Genomic DNA, 22,105 nt, shown 5'->3' on the forward strand with positions numbered 1-22,105 from the left:
GATTGGCATTCGGATCGATTGCTATCGCATTAGCCGTGTCGATCGCCGACTGTAATTGCGCTTTGGCTCCAATCGCATACAGGCCGTCTCCATTTCCTTCCGCTGCTGCATTGTACTTAGCCTGAGCGCTTGCGATCAAAGCATTCAAAAGCGACTTGTCTACAGGTATACTTATTTGTATCGCGTAGGAGGCTCCACCGACCTGCAATTCATTCCCCTGTGCATTGGCAATCACAACATGGTCGACAGAAATTGTCGTCATATAGGTTGCCTGAGTCACAGATTTGGCCGTAAATTGGAATGAAAGCAGATCACCTTGGGCATACACGTTCGAACCCACGCCGGCAGCCACAATCCGGACTTGTCCCGGCACCTTCTCCTCTTGATCGATGACTTTAAATCCGTCTTTCAATGAGGTAACCGAATTGAACTGTAAACTCATCGGATCATAGTGAAGCGTCAAATCTTGCCCATACACTTGCTGGTAAACGCTTTGCGTAACGCCGGTCAGTCCCATCGTCAGATTGAAGGTTTGGCCAGGAGTTACCTGCTGTACACCTGTCAATGTAGACTGGGGCAATGATGGTGCTGCAAGCACAGTCACACTTATGCTCGTGGTCAAAGCTACATTGTTCGGGTTTACCACACCTGCCGGCAGGGTTACGGTTCCATTTACACTAAACGTCTGTGATGTCTTTTGGGCTGGATCATAGCTCGATGACTCAACATTCCATGCCACGTTGGCATTCACGCTTCCTGTATCGGTGACCAGTGCTACGGTTGCAGGCAGGCCAAGGGCGTCCGTTGTCTTCGCCGTTCCGTTAGCCAGCCCGGTAATGTCAGCTGGTGCTGTTATTCCCACAAGTATCGGCACATTCTGGCCGCTAATCGTAATCGTTGTGGATCCTTGCGCTCCTTGCAAGCCGCTGTTGTCAATGGCTCCCGCAACCACTTTCACGGTCCCGTCTTTTTTAGCCAAAAGCAGTCCATTGGCATCAATAGACGCTTTATCCGTCGCTGTGACACCATCGGCTTCGAAAACGCTCCATGCTATACGATAATTTGAACCAGCGGGCTGAACATCAGCCTGCATTTGCAGGGTGCCGTTCTTTGCAGTGATCGCATTCGCACCACCCTCGCCACTTACAGTGATTGATTTAACCAGTGCTTGACCGCTAATCGCAATCGTAGTGGATCCTTGCACGCCGCTGCCGTCAGTGGCTGCCGCAACCACTTTCACGGTCCCGTCTTTTTTAGCCGAAAGCAATCCATTGGCATCAATAGATGCTTTATCCGTCGCTGTGACACCATCGGCTTCGTAGACGTTCCATGTTACACTACTTTTTGCATTGGCAGGCAGAACAGCAGCCTGCATTTGCAATGTGCCATTCTTGACAGTGATCGCATTCGCACCTCCTGCGCCATTTACGGAGATCGATTCAACTGGATTCATTACTTGCTGCACTTGGCGTTGGGTTAACGCGCTGCCATATACGCGAACGTCGTCGAGAGATCCTTTGAAACTTTCGCCGCCACCTCCTTGTACAGCTCCCATCACGACAACAGCAGTCGATGTTTTTAGTGTTCCGACGTTGGTGCTATTGCTGGCTACTTGAACACCATCCACATAGATCTTTAATCCTGTATTTTTATCGTAAGCTGCTGCATAATGATGCCAATTGTTATCTTTGTATGTCGACCAATTACTAAAAGGAGCAGCTACATAACTGCCTGCACTTGAGGGCCAATATGCGGCACGCGGGGCTCCAGAAGCAGCAGACAACTGCAAGGCCGTGAAATGCCCATCATGGCGGTAGACATTTTCGTTGGTGAAAGCTCCATTTGGTTCAGTAGTTTTGAACCAAAACATCACGGTCTGTCCATCCGTTGGATTCAATTTCGCAGATGGAAACTCAACACGTTGATTAAGAGTAGAACCCATATTCAAAGAAATTGCTCCGCCGAACTTTCCAGCGGTCCAAGTCGGGTTGTTATACGCAGTTCCCGTGATACCGTTAGCTGAGGAATCGGCTACGGTCGTCCCAGCAGTTTCGTCGAACTTCCACCAGGCTAAAGGTTCCGGTAAATCAGGAACATAGCCGCCGCCCGTTAAGGAGGGAGAAGAGTCAGAGGTAGCCGAAACATTTCCGCTATCCACAGCCATTACTTTATAATAGTAGGTACCTTTATTGTTTAACGTATCCGTATATGTCAGCTTTGTACCTATGACTTGCCCCAAATAGTTGGTATAGTCCGGTACGAAATCACTCGACAAGCTTCTATAAATTTTGTAAGTAGCAATTTGACCGCTTGTAGACGCATTCCAAGTTACGCTAACCTGATTGGCCGAGATATTAACCATTGTAGCTTGTACATTGGTTGGCGCATTAGCAACGCTAATCGAGCTTATTTGCAGTTCGTCAATTGCTACCTTAGCATTACCGAAAAGATGTCCTGTTCCGTCTGCGCCCAATTTCGTGGAAAACCCGGAATCAATCGTTCCTACATTGTTTGAAAGATCAACGCTGGCTATCAATACTCCATCTTTGTAGAAATCGGCGTATTTGTCATACGATCGGTCATGGGATATGGCAATATAATGCCAGTTGCCATCCGCTACGTTTGCAATGACGTAATCGAGCGGTGCGCTGCCTAAAGTCTTATAGTTCCAATGTAACCCGCCGTTCTCAAGCCCGACAGACCAACCTGTGCTAGTAGGATCGGATCCGTCTTTATTGGAAATGATCATTCGATTATCTATCGTTGCCGATGAGTTTATCCAGAACGATAAATCAAAATTAGCAGCATACCCGAATTGGGGATGGATTAGATCCAGATATTGACCCGGCGCATCAAAGAGCAGTGCATTGCCGACCTCGCCGGGAACAAATGCCGGGGTTCCGTAGACGGCTGCATGAACATTCCTTGCTATATCGAACATATTATTCTCAAAGCTCATTTTTAGAATGGCCGATTTATTGCCCGCGCTGTCGTCTACCGAGACGATACAAGTGTCTGTAAAGTTTCCGTCTTCGGTTTTAACCGTAATGATAGCAAAACCGGGATTCAGTCCTTCAACAATGGCATCGGTTCCTTCTGGCACACCCGTTACACCTACGATCGCCGGGTCACTGGATGACCAAATCAAGTTTTGATTCGTTGCCATTGCCGGGGATAGGATCGCATGAAGATTGGCCTTCTGGCTTTGCCGAATTTCAAGCGTAGATGAGTCCAATTTGACCTGGGTGACCGGGTTCGACGGACCGGTGACCGTAACGTTCGCAACCGCCATGAATCCTCCATCGGCCGTGGTTACGGTGATATTCGTTGTCCCCCCGGAAACTGCCGACACAACGGCTGTTCCATTCGGTCCGACTGAAACGGACGCAACGAACGGATTGCTGCTTTTCCATGTCACATTCGAATTATCCGGATTAGACGGAGCAATAATGGCATTAAGCTGAGTCGTTTCCCCTTTATTTAAGGTTACAACCGGTTTATCGACGGAAACCCCTGAGACAAATACTTGCCCTTCTCTGTATAAACTCATCGCTTCATCAGCCGTTACGGCTTTTCTAAACATTCTCATCTCATCGAGGAGGACGTTGGTTTTGCCTAAGAACTGGCCTTTTCCATTGACTCCGATTTTTGGCGTAAATGGAGTGTCAATTTCCCCCATGATCGAGCTGATATCGTAAGATGAGATTGCGACGCCGTCCCGATAAAATGTGGCCATTCCATCCCGTTTGTACGAAACAATCACATGATGCCACCCGTTATCGACAACACCATTCATATTCATGACCAAACCCGGATTGCCGGAAGTGGTGTACTTGGATCTGATTACGTTTCCTGCAACGGAAATATTCCAGCCATTGTTCGCTCCTGTGCTCGAATCCATGTTTGAGATAATGGATGTTTCCACATTATCCGTTGTTGGAATTTTCGTCCAAAAAGCAATGGTAAAATCCGTGTATCTCCCAAAATTATTAAATTGATCCGAGTTGCCAAGATCCAAATAAGTGGCATCGGTTACGCTGGACGCACCAAACTGAAGCGCTTTGCCAAATTTGCCGGGTACATAAACAGGAGCAGGCCCGTTAACTTTGACACTTGTGTTGTAGAGAGAACTATCGGTTACATTGTCATCGAAACTCAAATGCAGCAATTCTTCCGGGTTGCTCGCATTCGTCGACGTAATCGTCCCATTTGTAGAGGCGTTAGCGGCAGCGATGAAAGATGAAGCGAATCCGTTGAAGATCAACATGATGATCGCAAGACAACTGATTAGACGCACCCGTTTTCGGTATCCTTTTTTGAATAACAACACGTTTTGTAAGGAAACCATGTTGGCATCCCCTCTCTTCTATCCTAATTTTTTATGCATCCACTTATAAATGACAGGAATAACAATCAAACTAATGAATGTTGAACTGAGCATCCCGCCCACAACCACGACCCCAAGAGTTTGGGAAATGACCGTATCCGTTCTCGAAGAAAGCGCCAGTGGAAGCAACGTCAAAATCGTCGCGAACGCTGTCATCAGGATAGGACGCACTCGGGACATCGTCCCCTGTAGAATAGCCTCTTCCGGAATCATCCCGCTTGCCATGTTCCGCTCAATCTTATCGACGAGTACAATGCCGTTGGTGACCACAATCCCCACGAGCATTAAGATCCCGATAAATGCGGCAAGATTCCACTGCATGCCGAATACAACCATTCCCCATACCGAGCCAATGACGGATAGCGGAATGCATACGAGTACCGAGAGAGGAGCCTTCCATCCCCGAAAGACCGTACTCACAATCAGGAGAACGAGAATAACCGAAATCGACAAGGCTATAGCCATTTCCATGATCATTTGTTGTACCTGTCCGGAGATCCCTCCGAACGAATAGCTCACTCCTCTTGGAAGCGTTAATCCTTCAAGAAGACTTTGCGTTTGGCTGGTCACCTTCTCCACATCGTTGGATACAATATTGGCTGTAACCACTGCAAAAGGTTGACCGTCCCGATCACGATATACGGATAGTTCGTTGTTTGGAGCGAGAGAAGTAAGCTGCTGTAAGCTGATGGTATGCCCATCCCTGGATTGGAACGTTTCACTCGATAATAAAGCCAGGACGTCCTTCCCGGATTGTTTGGAGGCAGCATCGAGATCCGTGTTGATGATCAATGGTATACGTTGATCGCCTGCGGCTATATCTATCCTTGTTCCCTGGGATACATACGGCTGAATCCTATTTAGAATGTCCTCTACTTTGATCCCATTGCGTTTGATTTGATCTTCGTTAAGAGATAAGTGGTAGGCGGGACCGCTTTCCGTATCATTCTCAGCCCCTTCTACACTAAGTCCCGGTACTAACGCCAGTTTATTACGAATATTCAGTGCTACCGTATCGAGTTCATTGGCGCTTGCTCCTGTGATGACGATCTTTAACAACGAATCATCGCCTGCTATGTTCCGATTCGTCACTGTAAACCGGGCTGCGCTTTTCAGATTCCATAGTTTTTTATTAAGTTCCGTTACAACGGTGTCCAGATTAGCGTTTGCTTTTAAATTGGCTATGAGATTGGCTTCCTTTGATGACTGGATCCATCCTCCCCCTTCGTCAAATACATCGTCGAACATCGGAATAAAGGAGGACCCTATGGTTGCAGAAAAAGTGGCGATTTGCGGATCCGATTTCAAAAGATCCTCGACCCTTTTCACTTCGGTATCAACGGCCTGACCAGAACTCTTCTCCGGTAATGCTACCTTGATCGAGATTGCGCCCGGACCGCTTGCAGGGAGAAAATTCACAGGAAGAAAGATGGCCTGAGCAATCGTACCGATAAATATAACAACAACCAAACCCACAACCCGTTTTTTTCTTGGAAAAGCCCATTGCAGGATTCGTTTCACAAGGGGCTCAGCCGTACGGGCATTCACTCGAAAATCTTTCCACCAGAGATGGGCAAGAGCCGGAATGACAACAATCGAAACCAAAAGCGAGACGATCAACGCAATGACGACTGTCCAAGCGAAAGACGCAAAGCTGGATTGAACGATTCCTCCCACCAGCAGGATAGGGAGAAACACGACGATCGTCGTCGCCGTCGACGACACAATGGCGGGCATCATTTCGCGAACCGCTCCAGCCAAGTGATGAAGATACACTTTTCGATCCGACTCTTGGATTCTTCGATACATATTGTCAACAATGACGATCGAATCATCCACGACTCTTCCCATTGCAACTACCAATCCGGATACGGTAAGGATGTTCAAGCTGATTCCCATCCCTTTCAACAGAGCGGTCGTTGCCAACAGGCATATGGGTAGGGAGATGGCGATCAATAGCGTCGCCCGGACATTTCGAAGGAACAACAGAACACTAAGCATCGAAAACAGACAACCTAGCAGTCCTTCACGAATTAGCCCTTTAAGCGATGCCTGAATATCTTCAGCGTGATCGAAGGGGATCGAAAGCTGAATACCGCTTGGTAATGTACCCTGCAGTTCATGAACTCGTTGATGCACCCGATTCGACACATCGGTTATGTTCGACGAAGGACTCTTCAGCACGTCCAGGATGACACTTGGTTTTCCATCCATACGAGAAATTGTCTGCAGGTCGACCATCGACGGGGAAACTTCTGCCACGGCAGAAAGAGGGATCGTCTTCCCGTCAGACCCCTGAATCCGGGTCTCGCTTAGATCTTGAGCGCTTACCCCCCAACCTGTGACTCGAACAGGAATTGTAATCTGGCTGCTAACAATCTTCCCTTGAGGAAAGTCCTTGCCGGGCGATGCCAGAGATCGTTTGACATCATCCAAGGTGAACCCCATCTTCTCCAGATCTTTCATCCGAATTGTCACCGCAAATCCGTTATTCCCCCCGCCGGTCACACGTATTTCACTTACTCCCGGCACACTTTTCAACTGATTGACCAGTTCGTTTTGAAGCGAACTGCGGAGGCCATTTTCATCCGTTTGATCAGACTGGCCTGCCAGGCTAATCCTCATCATCGGGAAGGAGCTGGTGCTCACCCGAGTGACAAGAGGCTTGTCCACGCCGGAAGGAAAAGTAAGACCGGCCATAGCCTGCTTGACCTCATCTTCGGCCTTTTCCATATCATATTGAAAAGGAAAATAGAGGCTGCATAACAAACCGCCGTTGAAGGAACTGGTCTCCACCGACTCTAATCCGTTCATGTTGCTTACCGCCTGCTCCATCACTCCCGCTAAACTGGCTTTCACTTGAGCGGCTTGATAATTGTCTGCGCGCACACTGATCATGAGCGTAGAATTATTGATGGGAGGGAGGTAATCGCGTTCCATCTTATAGGCGGACATCCCGCCCCAACCCATGATGAGCAAAATCGATACGACAACTAAAACCGAACGTTTCATAACTGCTTCTATTATTGGTTGCATAATGGACCGGGCTTCTGCTTTAAGCCGGTTATTCACGCCCTTTTATTAGTTTGAAAAGCGCCGTTGATTCTACCAGAGTAACTTGCCCTTCTTGCTTCCGGTGTTTTCCTCTTCTTCATTTTCGCTGCCGAAGATATGGTTCTTCGAAGCAGGCATAGGGATATCCGGTCCCTTGATGGCCCTCCAAAGCTCCTCGCTGAGCTTCTGTTGGTCGACCATATCAGGTTCAATGGGATTCATATCATTTTCCATTGCCAAGGAAGTGGTGACCACTGGTGTCAACGCGGTGTAGGTGTTGAAGTTCGGCTTGTCCCCAAAAGAGTAGATCATCGGCATAGCAGCGGCGTCAAACTGGGTGAGCGGGCCTAGGCCTACGAGCAGCTCCATGGTACGCAGCATCGACAGTTGGCTGTATAAGTGTGAGTCGACGATGCCCCGCTGCGTGTAGGGACTGATCACCTGGGCAATCGTCCGATGTGCATCGACATGGTCAAAACCGGCCTGCGCGTCATCTTCTAGAACGAAGATCGCTGTGTCGTTCCAATACTTTGAGTGCGACACCGTGTCGACGACTTTTCCGAGCGCCAGATCATTATCCGCGACCAGTTGTTTGGCCGTTGCTGCGCCATTAGTGTGATCGCGAAGCAGGCGGATAAACTGAAAGGTTGGCATTGAATCATTGGCCATGTTCTGCTGAAACTCCTTATTCCACTCGTTGAATCGCGTAACGTCGGAGACGTTCAGGTCGGTCATCGGGTAGTCATGATCCGTATTAGCGTTGAGCACCGGTTCGTAGGCGCCGACCTTGCCAGACGGAAGACCTACCGAGGTCCCCTTCACTAAGTGCATTCCGTAATTGCGGAAGGTCATTCCGGCCGCGGCGACCGCGTTCCACAGGTACGCGCGGTTAGGGTCCACATTTCCCCACGATGCCTGCGAGTTGATTTGTCCTTCGGAGTCGTAGACCGCGCCACTACCGCCATAAGCCTGTGACGTGCCGAGCTGGTTGAACAGGTTCGAGTTAGCCCCGGTGCTCCAGGCCCAGCCGTTCTGACTCACCTCGCCCACTGAATAGAAGTTATCCAGGGTAACGAACTGCTGGGCGAGCTTGTGCTGGTTCGGGGTGATGTCCTGCCCAAAAAGCGTCATTGACGGGTCTCCATTGCCACGTGGCGTGCCATCGGCGTTCTTGAGGTCACCAAACACTTCGTCATAGGTACGGTTCTCCTTGACGATATAGATGATGTGTTTGATTGGCGAGCTTTCACCGGGGTTACGCGGTATGATCGTGTTTGGCCCCCCGAAGTGCTTATCGAACCCACTCACCTTTCCGTGTTCATCGAATCCATTGTTCTCTCGCACCATCCGGGTGTACGTTTTCAACTGGGACTCGCTCGGCAACGGGATGATCGACAGGTAGCCCTGCAGCAGCCGCAACATGTAAGTATGGTTTATATTGTTGGGCCCGGTGCCCAATCCCCTGGCGCTGGTAACGAGCAGCTTGCCGTCGGGCGTGACCTGCACGCCACTCGGATACCAGCCGGTCGGTATGAGTCCCTTGATCTGGCCGAACTCGCCTTGGTCAGAGACGTTTACCACCGCAACGTCGTTGTTGCCGGAGTTGGTGACGTACAGCGTGCCGCTGTCAGGAGACAGGGTCATGTTGGTCGGCGAGGTGCCCGTGGGCGCACCCGGGTACGGGGCCATCGAGATCGTGTTCACGACTACGTTGCTCACCGTGTCGATTACGGACACCGAGTCGCTGTCGCCGTTGGCGACGTACAATCGGTTCCGCTTCGCGTCCAGCAGTAGGCTATTCGGGTGGGTGCCTACGGTGAGCTTGCTGCTTTGCGGGGTTAGCGTAAGACCGTTAACGAAGAAGACCGACAGCGTATTCTCGGCCTGATTGCTAACGTAGGCCGTGTGTCCGTCTGCCGATAATGCCACGCCATACGGGTATTCACCCGTTGGTGCCGTCGCAATGCTGCCCGAGGCGACGTCTACCGCGACGAGCGTTTTCTTATACGCGCCGGACACATACAGGGTCTTGTCGTCCGGTGAGACCGCCACACCCTGCGGGTACGTACCGCCTGGCAGCGTCAGCGTTTTCTGTTGCGTCAGCTTACTGGTGACGCTATTCCAACCGAAGACGATCACCGAGTTCATGTTCGCCGTCGCCAGGTACACGCGACTGCCGTCGTGGCTGAATGCTAGACCGGGTGCCACCCCCTGACCCGTCCCGGAAAGCTCAATCTCCTGGATGAGGCCGCCGTCCTTGGCGTCCAACACCTGCACCGCCTGTTTGTCGTTGCCATTTTTGATAATGTCTGGAACCAAAACCGCTTTACCGTCAGGTGAGAGCACGGCATTAGCCGGGAAGAAGCCCGCAGGCTTTTGTATGCCCACAGGCGTTACATGCCAGCCGTTGGGTGTGTAGGCAGTGCCATCTGTCTGGGGTCCTGCCACCTTATTATAGGCGGCATAAGCGGTTCCTGTTCCCATTACGCATGTGGCTAAGGCGGCAATGGCCAATTTAGTACGCAATCTCTTATTCTTCATCCTATTTCTCCTCCAAATAAAACAGTTTGGTTTTCATTAAAGTGCTTTTACTTTGCGGTATGGAGATAGATTCGCTAATATTACCATTTAGGAACGTTTGCAATTCCCAATTTTTACTATGCGAGAAATGCGCGTTTTGTTGGCGACCTTCTTCTTTAGAACGCTTGAACTTGTTATCACCCCCTCAATAATTCAAGACTCTCAATTTTACTCGAGAGAAGTTTTGTAAACGTTACATAAACGCTTTCCGATAATTGTAGATGTGATATTCTTTTAGCGGATCATGTAACACTTTAAAAATGAAGTTTATTAATCGCAGTATAAGCATGCTAATGATTTAAATATTAAATTTTCAGTTGTACATTGAGTATCCTAAAATATATATATTTATCCCGGAAAGTGAACATTTACAATATCCTCAAAAATAAATATGGGAACACTTGTATATTTGTTAGTGTAATTGGCCATATCGGCAATGAAATGGGGGAGAGCTAAGCTCCCCCCCCCATTTCATTGCCGATCAATCCTCAATTTCGTTAATGCGATCAATTTAACTTTTATTGTTATTCTTACAAAAATTCGATGGTCGATGGTCGCACTGCTTAGCCGGTTAACGTCGAGTCTTTTCCATGAGAAATTGTCGCATTTAATAGCCAAATATTTCCATTTAAAGCATACCCGATGCACCTGATTTGTAAGAATCATCTGCCACAACATGTTACACGCTGACTGACTTACTCCCTGTCAATTTAAAGAAAATCAATAAAGATATAATCGTTGTGATAGTAAGTATGCTGGATATCGCTGCAGCCGTTCCGTAACTTGATTTGATTACCTCCGCATATATGGCAACGGACAACGTTTTGGTACTGCCGGTATAAAGGATAATTGACGCGCTTAATTCATTAATGACGCTTATCCAACTCATGATCGCCCCGGCAAGCACACCCGGCAGCATCATGACCGACGTAATCTTAAAGAAGGTTTTCACTGGGGAACATCCCAAACTGATGGATGCCTCTTCTATGCTGGGACTGATCTGGTACAGAATGGCTGCGCTGGATCGAAGCGTATAGGGAAGCTTTCTTACAATATAAGCTATGACCAGAATCATGACCGTTCCGCTCAGCAGCATCGGCTTCTTGTTAAAAGCCAGAAGAAGGGTTAAACCAATCACAGAACCCGGCAAAATATACGGTAGCATCGTAACCGTATCAATCACCGAGGTTAACAGATTCTTCTTCCTGATTGATACATAAGCTATGAACATTCCCAATATCACAATAATGGATATGGCTATTAATCCAAAAATGTAAGTATTGGTTACAGATTGCCATAGTGTTCGAAAGACCGATCTGTAGCTGTCCAGGGATAAAGACGCTAGAAACCGGGTGCCTTTCGTCTCCAAGAAGGATGTCACCACGACGGTCACCTGAGGGATAATAGCTAGGAACACGACGATATAAATGGCGACATGGGCCAATATCCCTTTGATTCCTTCAAATGCAACTGGCTGTATCGGTCTCAAGGAACTCATTGCAAAAGATTTTTTATTGATAATATAATTTTGTCCAATGAACAAAAAGACTGTTATAAGCACCATAATAATAGCCATTGCCGCTGAAAAATTTGCCTCTCCACCCACTTCGCTGATAAATTCGGAATAGATCATAACCGGCATTACATTAAAGCCTTCTCCTATAAGCATCGGGGTGCCGAAATCCTCGATAGCATTCATAAAGACCAACAGAGAACCGGCCAACAATGTTGGAGCAATCAACGGCAGGATGATAGTAAAAACTTTCTTAACTGGATTGCATCCCAGGCTTTCGGCAGCTTCGCTGAGTGATTCATCAACCTTCTTCAAGGCTCCAGACACATAGAGATATATGTAAGGGTATAATTTCAAAGTCAGTACAAGCAGCATCCCTCCAAAGCCATATATGCTAGGAAGCTGGATCCCCAAAGCTTGAAAGAACTTCGTGATCACACCACTACGACCGCATAAAATCACCCAAGAGTACGCTCCGATAAATGGCGGTGACAACATCGAGATGATAATCAGGATATCAATTAATTTTTTGCCTTTAACCTTGTATGCCGTCATGAGATAGGCCAAAGGGGCGCCGATCAATACCGCAAGAAAGGTTACGCAGCTGCTAATCATAAAACTGTTAATAAGCCCGCGATAATAATATTTTTTCTGGAAAAACTTAATAAAATTGTGAAATGTAAATGCTCCTGTTTTCGAATTTTCAAAACCGCTCACCAGTAAGGAGAACATAGGGTAGATCAGGAATACGGCTAATACGATGGCTATACCCAAGGTTATGGCTGTCCAGAAATTAAACCTAAACTTGAACTTTTTCATGTTTTCTCACTTCCTTGATTAAGCTCCGTTCTCCGTCTTCGGTAAACACGTTAATTTGTTCACTCTTTGGAGCCAGATGGAGCCTGTCCTTTAACTCATAAAAATTGCCCATTTGGCTCAAGTCTTGGACGAATTCGCAGGACAATCCCGCATCTACCGTCATATTGTCCCGGAAGGTTACCTGATAATTGATATATTGGCCCAGGAAAGTGCTTTTGCTAATTATTGCTTCCAAGCCGCTTGGCGCAACAGAAAATTGTTCGGGTCTAATCGCAATCATGATGTTCATCCCATCTGTCACATCATCAACCAAATTATGTATAGGTATCGAATAGCCGTCCTTGAACATGATACGTTTTTCGTTTCCATTCAACTTAATCGTTCCCTTAAAGAAGTTGGAATGACCAATGAAACTCGCTACAAATTTATTGGCTGGACGGGTGTATATCTCTCTTGGCTTTCCAACCTGCTGAATCACGCCTTCCTTCATGACTGCAATTCGATCGGATATGGCCAAGGCCTCTTCTTGATCGTGGGTTACATAGACAGTGGTTATACCCACATCCCTTTGTATATCCCTAATCGCAGTTCGCATGTCAATCCTCAGCTTGGCGTCCAGATTCGAAAGCGGTTCGTCCATTAGAAGAACACTAGGGCGAATGACAATAGCCCTTGCCAGCGCCACACGCTGCTGCTGCCCCCCGGAAAGCTTCTCCGGAAGCCTTTCTTTGTATGGATCGATTTGTACAACCTTCATAATTGTTTCCGTTCTTTTCTGCAACTCTGCTTTGGGGAGTTTTCTTAGTTTTAAGCCGTATTCTACATTTTGCTGAACCGTCAGGTGCGGGAAGATCGCGTAATTCTGAAATACCATACCGATGTTTCTCTTATGGGCCGGAATATCGTTGATTACTTGGTCGTCAAAAAGTATCTCTCCCTCCTCAATCGAGTTAAAACCCGCAATCATTCTCAGCAATGTCGTTTTACCGCAACCGGACGGTCCAAGAAGTGTGAAGAATTCGCCGTTCTTTATATCAACCGAAAGTCCCGGAATGATGGTCATTTTGCCGTTATCGTATTTCTTAACAACTTTATTAACTTGTATGGCTACGCTCACTTAACTTCCTCCTTTGCTATACAGGCCTGTAACACAAGTGTCACAGGCCTGTATAACAATTCTAGTTTCTATCGTGATGGAATTCCGGATTACTATTAATTGCTTGTGTAAACCTCTTTAAACTTATCCAGCCATACCTGATTGTTAGCTAGTGCGGACTTCAGATCTTCTTGAACGATTTTGAATTCTGAAACCTGCTTTAATCCTGCTGGCGCAGGAACATCAGCCCTTGAAGCGCGCATATTGAGTTTCGCTGCTGTAAGGGACTGCAGTTCCTTGGATGTCAGGAAATCAACAAACTTTTTGGCATTTTCCATATTTTTTGCGCCTTTAATGATCTGTACAGTACCAGGGGATACGATAGCGCCCTCTTTCATATAGACAACTTCAACCGGAGAACCTTGTCTGACCGCAGCGGATGCCAACTCTTCATGAGTAAATCCAACAACGTATTCGCCATCAGCAACCCCCTTAGGTACTGCCGAGGAACTTGCAAGAAGCTTTCCGTCAAGATTCTTGGTTAGGCTTTTGATGTAATCCCAGCCCTTATTCTCATCTCCCGCTCCGATGGTCTGTAAGATGTTTTCGATATGAGTCAAGCCGGTTGATGATTTGGCAGGATCAGGAAATGCTATCTTGCCTTTCAGCTTCGGGTTGAGAAGATCCGCATAGCCTTCAATCTTGATATCGCCAACAAGCTTCTTGTTCACCAGAAGCACCATCGGAATAATGTTGTTTCGGGTAATCATTCCTTCAGTGTTTTTGACCGAGTCAATTAAATTGCTTTCATTCACTGATTTATATGGTTCAAACAACTGCTGTTTAGGAGCTGTAACCGACACTGTGCCTCCCCATTCAATATCACCGAGGGGTTTTGCCTGTTCGGCTTCGATCCTCTTAATAAGCTCTCCAGTACCAGCTGTAACGACTTCAACCTTAATCCCCGTTTTGGCTTCAAATTCAGGAATCACAATATTCATGACATCTGTAGCTGCTGCTGTATAAACGACAAGTGACTTTGATGTCTCGCTCTTTGCAACTTCCTTACTTGGGCTTGCACTCTGTAAGTCAGAGCCTGTCTTGCTTGTCGTTGCGCTTGTGCATCCAACGCTCAGCAGAATCATGCATGATGTTAATAACAATCCGAAAGTCTTCTTCATTCCATTTCCTCCAAGTAATCATTATGTATTACATATCTATCTTATTGAATTAAAGCTAGGTGAACAATCCGAAAATATCGTACAAATATCCTTAAAAATGAACTTGTTTGGAGATTATCCATTTTACAGGAAATGCAGTCGGTCAAAATCAAAACAGACAGCATATGCAAAGGTTACTACCTGCATGTGCTGTCTGCCCTCTAATCAAACCACGTGAACATTTCCAACAAAATAAAGAGGTGATTTCAGGCGCGCCCTTCCATGCCAGTCCGTTCCGCCAGATACTTTCAAATCTAACTTCTCGCAGCAAAGTTCATACCAATTGGATTCTTGGGGAGAATGTTCAGGATAATAGGCTTCGATGCCATCTAACCCCAAATCTTTCATTTGCTTAAACATATTTAATTCTTCATCCAGGCTCAACTTCATTAGTTTAGGATGCGCCAGAAATACGTTTCCGCCACTTTTTTTAATAACATCGAAGCTCTTTTCAATCGGAGCAGAATATTCCTGTCCTACGAATTTGAAACAATAATCAACAAAGCCCGGGTATTGCTCCCAACCGCTAAACAATCCATCCTTCAACATTGCAGAGAATACATCTGATAGGTAAAACCCTTTTCTCTTTCGATTATGGTTCAACACTTGTTCCCAAGAATAGCCGTACTTATGAGCTATATATATTTCAAAAGTATACTTTGTGTATTCTGTAGCTTTTGCAGTTAAATCATCCAACAATTCTAGTAACGCAGTGTTTTTTATGTCTATACCATAACCAAGAATATGTACGTGCTTTTGACCAATGCGAGATGAAATCTCTACACCGGGTATTGTCTCAATATTCGTTCCTGCAGCAGCTGTCATGAAGGCTTCTACCCCATCAACAGTATCGTGGTCAGTTAATGCTACTGCGTCTATTCCATATATTTTGGCAAGGTCGATTAATTGTTCTGGGGTGTCTGTACCGTCAGAATGGCAGGAATGCATATGATAACTATATCTCATGCTTTACTCAATCCCTTCTTGTACCCTTTGGCTGGCCTCATCATTCCGTTCCTCCTAGTATTAAAATTCATGTTACATGTCCATGTTAATGAATTGAAATACAAAGAACAATACGAGAAAAAATACAACTATCCGTAAAAATGAACTTATATGAGATAATTTTCTTACTTACGTGACTTCTTAACGACTACCCGGTTGCTGGACTTCATAAAATCTGTGGGAGATGTGTTTGTATATTTTTTGAACACATTGCAAAAGTGCTTGTATTCACTGAAGCCTGTCATATTAGATATTTCATATATCCGGTAGTTACCTGTGGCCAGCAGTTCTATAGCTTTCTGAATCCTGTATTTATTAAGGATATCCAGAAAAGTCTGGGAGGTAACTTCTTTCAATTTACGGCTCAAGTAACTCGGACTGACTCCCAGTTCATCCGCAATAGCTTCGATGCTCAACTTTTGCTGATAATCACTTTTGATTCGTCGAATCGCTTCACTGACATAATTATTCTGTTTTTGTTCGGCTAAAAGATAACCATCCAACTCGATCAGATGGGTATGGCCAATCGGGTTCGTGATGATGTCATCATAAACCTTGCCCTGCCTGTTGTTGCGATTGATATTCTCGATAACTTCTGCAAGCTTCATTTCATCCACAGGCTTTAATAAATATTCAAACACCTTCAATGAAATAGCCTGCTTGGCATATTCGAATTCGGAATAGCTTGTCAGAATTATGCTTTGGAACGGATATATTCTCAAAGCTTGCTCCACCATTTCTATCCCATTCATGACAGGCATCCTGATATCTGTAATCACCAAGTCGGGCCGATGCTGCCCAATCAATTGGAGTCCTTTCTCTCCGTCCTCGGCATCTCCTACAACCATACATTGCATAGACAGCCAATCAACGGTGTAAACAAGCCCTTTTCTAATAATCTCCTCGTCTTCAACGATGACCACCCTCAGCACGTTCGCTCCCCCCCCCTGTTAACCGGTAATGTAATTTTGACGACTGTTCCGCCATGATGCTCGCTTGATAAGTCTACCCCATACTTTTCGCCGTATATGAGCTGCACTCTCCTATGGACATTATACAATCCGATATGGGAAGAATTGTTTATATTTCCATCCAGGATATGTTTGATTTTTTGCAATACTTTCGGTTCCATCCCCTCGCCATCATCATTAATGATTACGACCAGGGTATCCTCACTAATGGCCGCCTTAATCTGTACTGTCAAGGTTTGACGGTTTGCAAAGCCGTGCATGATTGCATTCTCTATGATCGGTTGAACAATGAGCTTGGGAACAATACAGTCCAAGGCGGCTTCATCCACATGGATCTCATAGTCGAATTTATTTCCAAATCGGTATTTTTGAATGAACAGGTAGTTCTTGGTATACTCGACATCGTCCCCCAGATTCACCTCCGTAATGGTGTTGTTGATACTGTATCTTAACAAGTTAGATAAAACGACGATCATCGTACTGGCGGAAGAAGGGTTCATTTTCACCATATAACGAATCGTTTCCAGCGTGTTGAACAGGAAGTGAGGATTAAATTGAGATTCAAGCTGTTTAATTTCGGATAATACATTTTGTCGGGCCTTTTCCTTGTTCGCTTCAATCAAGTTCTTGATATCGCCAAGCATCTGATTGTAAGCTTCTGCAAAAACCTGAAACTCATCGTTGGTATTGACCTTGAGCTGGGTTTCCAAGTTACCGTTTTGAACATGCTCAATCGCCCTAATTATGTCATCAATGACCTTGGTTTTACTGTCAGCAATTTTTCTCGCTGATAAGTAGGTTGTCAAGGTCAACATGCCAAAAAGCAAACTTAATAGCACGCCTGTCAAAATAAGCATCGATCTAAAGTAACCAATAGAGGTGAGCGTATAAATACTAATTTCCGCATCGAGAATTTCCGTTCTCGTAACATATTGGCTGTCATCCTTCGATTCGACAACGCCAGATTTGTCTCTGAAATTCACATCGATTTTCCCTAATTCGTTGACTAACAATTCATTCGTGCAAGCAATTACATACCCGAACTTGTCGGTTATAACGACGCTCGTCGAGAAATTTTTGCTGATCAGGTTAACCAAGTCTCTTTTGTTAAAGTCGAAGGTGATATATCCGGCAACACGACCTTTAATTACAATCGCTTTACCCACTGTCAAGCTTGGACTGTCGGCAGTAAAAGCAGGCTGCCTAGCTAGAATGACCTTCTCTGGCATATCCAGCATTCTTCGAATCGGTCCCCACATGAAATCAGCTTCGCCTTGAGCATATTCAGGGATATGATCCGAGCTTTGTATTAAAGGCTTCAGCTTATCGTTAAACACGAAGAAATTCCCTTTTGTTTCCATTTTATTTACAAAATCGTAAAATGAACTGTATAATTTACTGTTTGAAAAATTCAACTCTAGGTAATCCTGCATACCTCCATCTTTTGACAAATGATCCGCTTGATTCTGGTAAGTACCTATAATGTTTCCTATTGTATCCGCTATTTGGACATTGTACTTATAGTTCCGTGAAACAATCGTCCTGTAAAGACTGGAAAACGAAAGTAAATAACTGGCTAAAGTAATAATGACGACCGGAATAATCGCATAAATGACAAACGATTTTCTAATACCTTCCCTATAATGCCTGAATTTTTTTGACATTTCCTCACCTTTACATTTGATTGTCTTTTGCATATATTATCACATACATTCGGTTCAGCATGGAATTCATAATATCTTAATAAGTTTGCGTGATCTTAAAGCGTGTACTAAGCAAAAAAGGACTCAATCTTGGTTAGAATAGTATTCCATCCAAAGAGAGTTCCTTTTGACAATATGGGCTACTAGAGCTGTAAATCTCTTGAAGGATTACAACCCAATACCTTCTGTATATTAATGTATAATTGTTCATTTCTCATTAATTATGATAATTCTTTTCTCTAATTATGAAAATATTCTCAATAATTATGACACCTTGTATTTCTCGCGCAAGTCCCAGGTAATCGCAATTTGCTCACAATAATATTGCTTTTTTCTTTTTTGACCCATATTTAGTAATAATAGACATTCATTGGAGTGATAATATAGGTACCTGTCCCCTTCCAATGCGCACTCAATCACGTTTAAAATTATTATCGATGGTATCAATCGTTTCAATCCCGTCCAGGACGACGGTTATGTTTGAAATATCCGAGCGGGAATATACCGCATTGCGCAGCTCCTTTTTTACGACATCACGAATGAGGCTTTGATCAATTTCTTCCCTCGATTTCATTTTTATATAGTTGTTCATGTTCGTACTGTTTAATATTTTTAAAATGCTAATTTCAAAGTCGTTTACATAATATTCGACATGAGTGGTCACCTGCTCGATAATCTGCCAGCTAGACTGGCGGGATTCGCGCTCCAGGACATCGGCGGCACGCTGATAGGAGATGATACCGATAAAGCACATTGGAACAACCACAAGAAGGGCGGAGTACACAAGAAGTTTTGTAGCCAAACTTTGGTCCCGCAAAAAAATGATTTGGACGAATGCTTTTATGGCTTGTTTTGCGCAGATTTTCATGTTTCACCTTCTCTATAGGATAAAACGTTTGTAATGAATTATAGTTCAATCCTATTCCAAATACATGCAACAAATTTTTCACATTTGGAATTATTTTATCCAATGAAAAACAATGAAAAAACCCTATGAAGAAATTTGCTTCGTATTGATACGCCGGTACTTTTCCTCATTAGTTAACCTGCCAACAAGATCAAAAGCCTTCGAAAACGAAAACAGGATACCGAATAATACCGGCACCCTGTTTTCGTTTTTATAGATGTGTGTATCCAAGTTTTGCGGCCGCATCTGCATTATCAATTTACCTGAAGTCACGCGGTGTTCTCCTTGCCACCCTTGCATTTACGATGTCACTCGGCTTGCAGTACGAGAATATGGATTATCTAACCTTGTACTCGGAAACTTTTTGTCTGATCGTAAATCAGGATCACCCTCTGGCGAAACGAGAGAAAGTTCAAATTTCCGAGCTTTCTAGTGATTCTTTCGTATTCATTGATCGAAATGAATCGCCCTACGTGTATGACTATTTGCTTGCCTTACTGACGAACAACGGTATATCGCCGAACATCGTTAGTCAACCGGAACGTATTGACACCGTGTTGCTGCTGGTTGAAGCTGGAGTGGGAATCACGGTTATGCCGAAACATCTTATTGTATACGAAAATCCTGCCCTCCGTTTTTTGGAAATTGAAGGTGGAAATGAAGATATCACGATTGATATCGTGGCAACCTGGAAAAAAACGAATTTAAATCCGACGATTTCTTTGTTTCTCAAGGAATTGAACACGCTCAATTTCGAACAGATCGTTCCATAAACTAAAATAAGGGCTGAAATTTTCAGCCCCTCCTTATCAAACAGTAAGAGGATATTCCCTCATACAGCTTTCCGATGTTCGTCAATCATAAGCATACGAAATTACAATAACGTTTTAAGTCCAATTTGTATGGCATTCTTAGAAGAAGGCACGTACATTCCGATCCAGTCAGACGTCTCTACTTTTTCAAAAAGGATGGTATCAATTGAATTGCCAGCAGCTTAAGCTTAAGTTGCCGAATTGATAGCTGCGGTGAATCAATCTCGCTTGACGGTTCTTATCTCCCACTCCCATCGCAAGTAATAAAGGAATAAAATGTTCACTTGTCGGTACAGCCTCTCCGGCATAAGGAGCTAATTCCCTATAATTAAAAAGCGCATTTACATCCCAAGCCTCTAACTTGTTTTGCAGCCAATTATCAAACGATTCGGCCCATTCATCGTTACTTTCTCCCTGCCAATTTAACCTCCGCAAATTATGAACGGTTCCTCCGCTACCTATAATAAGAACATCCTGTTCTCTGAGCTCGGACAAAGCTTTACCGATTTGGTACTGCTGCTCATTCGTTAAATTGCGGTTTGCGGATAGAGCGACCACAGGAATATCTGCATCGGGATAGATCAGCTTGAGGACAGCCCAAGCGCCGTGGTCAAGCCCTCTTTCTTCGTCTAAAGCACTCTGAATACCATGCTTAGCAAATAACGAAACGATTTGTTCGCTTATCGAATGCTCCCCTTTAGCCGGATAGGTCAACTGGTAAAGCTCATTTTGAAAACCAGAGAAATCGTAAATCGTACTGTACGTTTCGACTGCGCTAATAGTCTGTATCGATTGCTCCCAATGTGCGGAAAATAGCACAATCGCTTTAGGCTTAGGTATAGTTTCTGCAAAATGTTTGAGAAAATCCGTATATGCATTCTGTTCAAGGACAATCGAAGGCGCACCATGCGCAAAAAAATAGGAAGGTATCATATGTTCATTCGCTCCTTGCTTGAAAGCATATCAGCATCTTTAATTAGCCAATTTACAAAATCCCGTTGATTCTCCTCAGAGACACCATGATCAGATTGATACGTTTTAAACGTCAAGTAAGGTGTTTTCCCTTCAAAATAAGCTACCGTTTCATGGCCTATCCGAATCGGGAAAACAGAATCGAATTCCCCATGGGAAATAAACACCGATACATCCTTTACACTTTTCAGAGGATACTCTGTTTTCACAAAATCAGGCACGTACCCGTTTAACGCCACGATTCCCTTTAACTGATCTCCCATCGCTAGCGCAAGCGACATGGATAAAATCGCACCTTGGCTAAAGCCGAGTAAATAACGCTTACCCGAGTCAATCGGGTACTTCTCTGTTGCATAATGGATGAATGATTGCAGCTGATCAATGGCTTGGTCGAACATCTCCCGAATAGGATTACCTAAACTTTTCAACTCGTAATATTGAAATCCTGCTCCTAATGTCAGATTACCGCGGATACCAACAATAATAAATTCATCGGAGATTGGCTCCACCAAACCAAACATGTTTTTCTCGTTTGACCCTTTTCCATGAAGTGTGAAGATTGTCGGGTATTTCTTGTCCGGGTCCATATGAGACGGCAGTTGAATGTCATAGTGGTAAGTCAAGTTCATAAGGACCGTCCTCCTTTGAGTTATGCGCTGCGTTTTCTAAACCATACGTGATCAATTGATAGATATGCAGTTTCAGAAACTACCAAATACAACGCTACTAAAATTAACCCCAGATCAAACTCATAACCTGCCATCTGACTATTTCCAAGCAATCCAACGGAGAGTTTCATCGTAAAGATCGCGCCAATGAGCATAATAACAAACATAGCCGATACATAACGGGTAAAGAGGCCCACAATTAGCAAAATACCTCCAAAGAGCTCCAGCACTGCCACGACATAACCCAAATATCCGGGAATGCCCATGGAGCTGAACCAAGCCGCAACATTACCTAGTCCCATTTGTATTTTACTGATTCCGTGAGCTAGAAATATTATTCCCAACACCACACGCATTATAGTCGATACCACTGTTACTTTCGTCATTTTCTTCCCTCT

At 45.0% G+C, this 22,105-nt stretch carries 14 protein-coding genes; 1 reads left to right on the forward strand and 13 read right to left on the reverse strand.

The genetic code is table 11. The annotated features are described in order from the left end of the window. The 10 genes from GC098_RS24990 to GC098_RS25035 form a co-directional block, all read right to left on the reverse strand. Positions 1-4,348: LamG-like jellyroll fold domain-containing protein (locus tag GC098_RS24990; protein WP_171645933.1), on the reverse strand; the 4,348-nt coding region annotated here is incomplete at its 3' end. Positions 4,349-4,366: 18 nt separating this feature from the next. Beyond that, on the reverse strand, positions 4,367-7,399 hold the full coding sequence (locus GC098_RS24995; RefSeq protein ID WP_246358935.1) for an efflux RND transporter permease subunit: 3,033 nt from the start codon (positions 7,397-7,399) through the stop codon (positions 4,367-4,369). Positions 7,400-7,492: 93 nt separating this feature from the next. Beyond that, positions 7,493-9,982, reverse strand: coding sequence for a bifunctional YncE family protein/alkaline phosphatase family protein (locus GC098_RS25000; RefSeq protein ID WP_171645935.1), 2,490 nt, complete (start codon positions 9,980-9,982; stop codon positions 7,493-7,495). Between the two features lie 718 nt (positions 9,983-10,700). Beyond that, the gene (locus GC098_RS25005; RefSeq protein WP_171645936.1) at positions 10,701-12,353 is read right to left on the reverse strand and encodes an ABC transporter permease; all 1,653 of its coding nucleotides are present in this window, start codon (positions 12,351-12,353) and stop codon (positions 10,701-10,703) included. After that, the gene (locus GC098_RS25010) at positions 12,334-13,470 is read right to left on the reverse strand and encodes an ABC transporter ATP-binding protein (protein ID WP_171645937.1); all 1,137 of its coding nucleotides are present in this window, start codon (positions 13,468-13,470) and stop codon (positions 12,334-12,336) included. The genes GC098_RS25005 and GC098_RS25010 overlap by 20 nt, the downstream gene beginning before the upstream one ends. Before the next feature lie 95 nt (positions 13,471-13,565). Beyond that, the gene (locus GC098_RS25015) at positions 13,566-14,630 is read right to left on the reverse strand and encodes an ABC transporter substrate-binding protein (protein ID WP_171645938.1); all 1,065 of its coding nucleotides are present in this window, start codon (positions 14,628-14,630) and stop codon (positions 13,566-13,568) included. Between the two features lie 204 nt (positions 14,631-14,834). Beyond that, positions 14,835-15,635 carry a PHP domain-containing protein gene (locus GC098_RS25020; RefSeq protein ID WP_171645939.1) on the reverse strand — a complete coding sequence of 267 codons (801 nt, stop codon included), beginning with the start codon at positions 15,633-15,635 and terminating at the stop codon, positions 14,835-14,837. 164 nt (positions 15,636-15,799) lie between these two features. Continuing rightward, positions 15,800-16,606, reverse strand: a complete 807-nt coding sequence (locus tag GC098_RS25025) for a response regulator transcription factor (RefSeq protein ID WP_171645940.1) — start codon at positions 16,604-16,606, stop codon at positions 15,800-15,802. Continuing rightward, positions 16,600-18,309 carry a sensor histidine kinase gene (locus GC098_RS25030; RefSeq protein ID WP_171645941.1) on the reverse strand — a complete coding sequence of 570 codons (1,710 nt, stop codon included), beginning with the start codon at positions 18,307-18,309 and terminating at the stop codon, positions 16,600-16,602. Before GC098_RS25030 ends, GC098_RS25025 begins: the two co-directional genes overlap by 7 nt. A 451-nt stretch (positions 18,310-18,760) precedes the next feature. Beyond that, the gene (locus GC098_RS25035; protein WP_216625415.1) at positions 18,761-19,150 is read right to left on the reverse strand and encodes a hypothetical protein; all 390 of its coding nucleotides are present in this window, start codon (positions 19,148-19,150) and stop codon (positions 18,761-18,763) included. 326 nt (positions 19,151-19,476) lie between these two features. Between GC098_RS25035 and GC098_RS25040 the strand changes: the two genes are divergently transcribed. Next, the gene (locus GC098_RS25040; RefSeq protein ID WP_216625416.1) at positions 19,477-20,028 is read left to right on the forward strand and encodes a LysR family substrate-binding domain-containing protein; all 552 of its coding nucleotides are present in this window, start codon (positions 19,477-19,479) and stop codon (positions 20,026-20,028) included. Positions 20,029-20,229: 201 nt separating this feature from the next. Here the strand turns inward: GC098_RS25040 and GC098_RS25045 are convergent, their stop codons facing one another. From GC098_RS25045 to GC098_RS25055, 3 genes are read right to left on the reverse strand one after another with little or no spacing between them, the layout of a single operon-like run. After that, on the reverse strand, positions 20,230-21,000 hold the full coding sequence (locus GC098_RS25045) for a DODA-type extradiol aromatic ring-opening family dioxygenase (protein WP_171645944.1): 771 nt from the start codon (positions 20,998-21,000) through the stop codon (positions 20,230-20,232). Continuing rightward, the gene (locus GC098_RS25050) at positions 20,997-21,668 is read right to left on the reverse strand and encodes an alpha/beta hydrolase (RefSeq protein WP_171645945.1); all 672 of its coding nucleotides are present in this window, start codon (positions 21,666-21,668) and stop codon (positions 20,997-20,999) included. Before GC098_RS25050 ends, GC098_RS25045 begins: the two co-directional genes overlap by 4 nt. Positions 21,669-21,688: 20 nt before the next feature. Next, positions 21,689-22,093 (reverse strand): DoxX family protein, encoded by a 405-nt coding sequence (locus tag GC098_RS25055; protein WP_171645946.1) that lies wholly within the window; start codon positions 22,091-22,093, stop codon positions 21,689-21,691. Positions 22,094-22,105 lie beyond the last annotated feature (12 nt).

This window comes from Paenibacillus phytorum, assembly GCF_013141715.1.
In the GTDB taxonomy this organism is placed as follows: domain Bacteria; phylum Bacillota; class Bacilli; order Paenibacillales; family NBRC-103111; genus Paenibacillus_E; species Paenibacillus_E phytorum.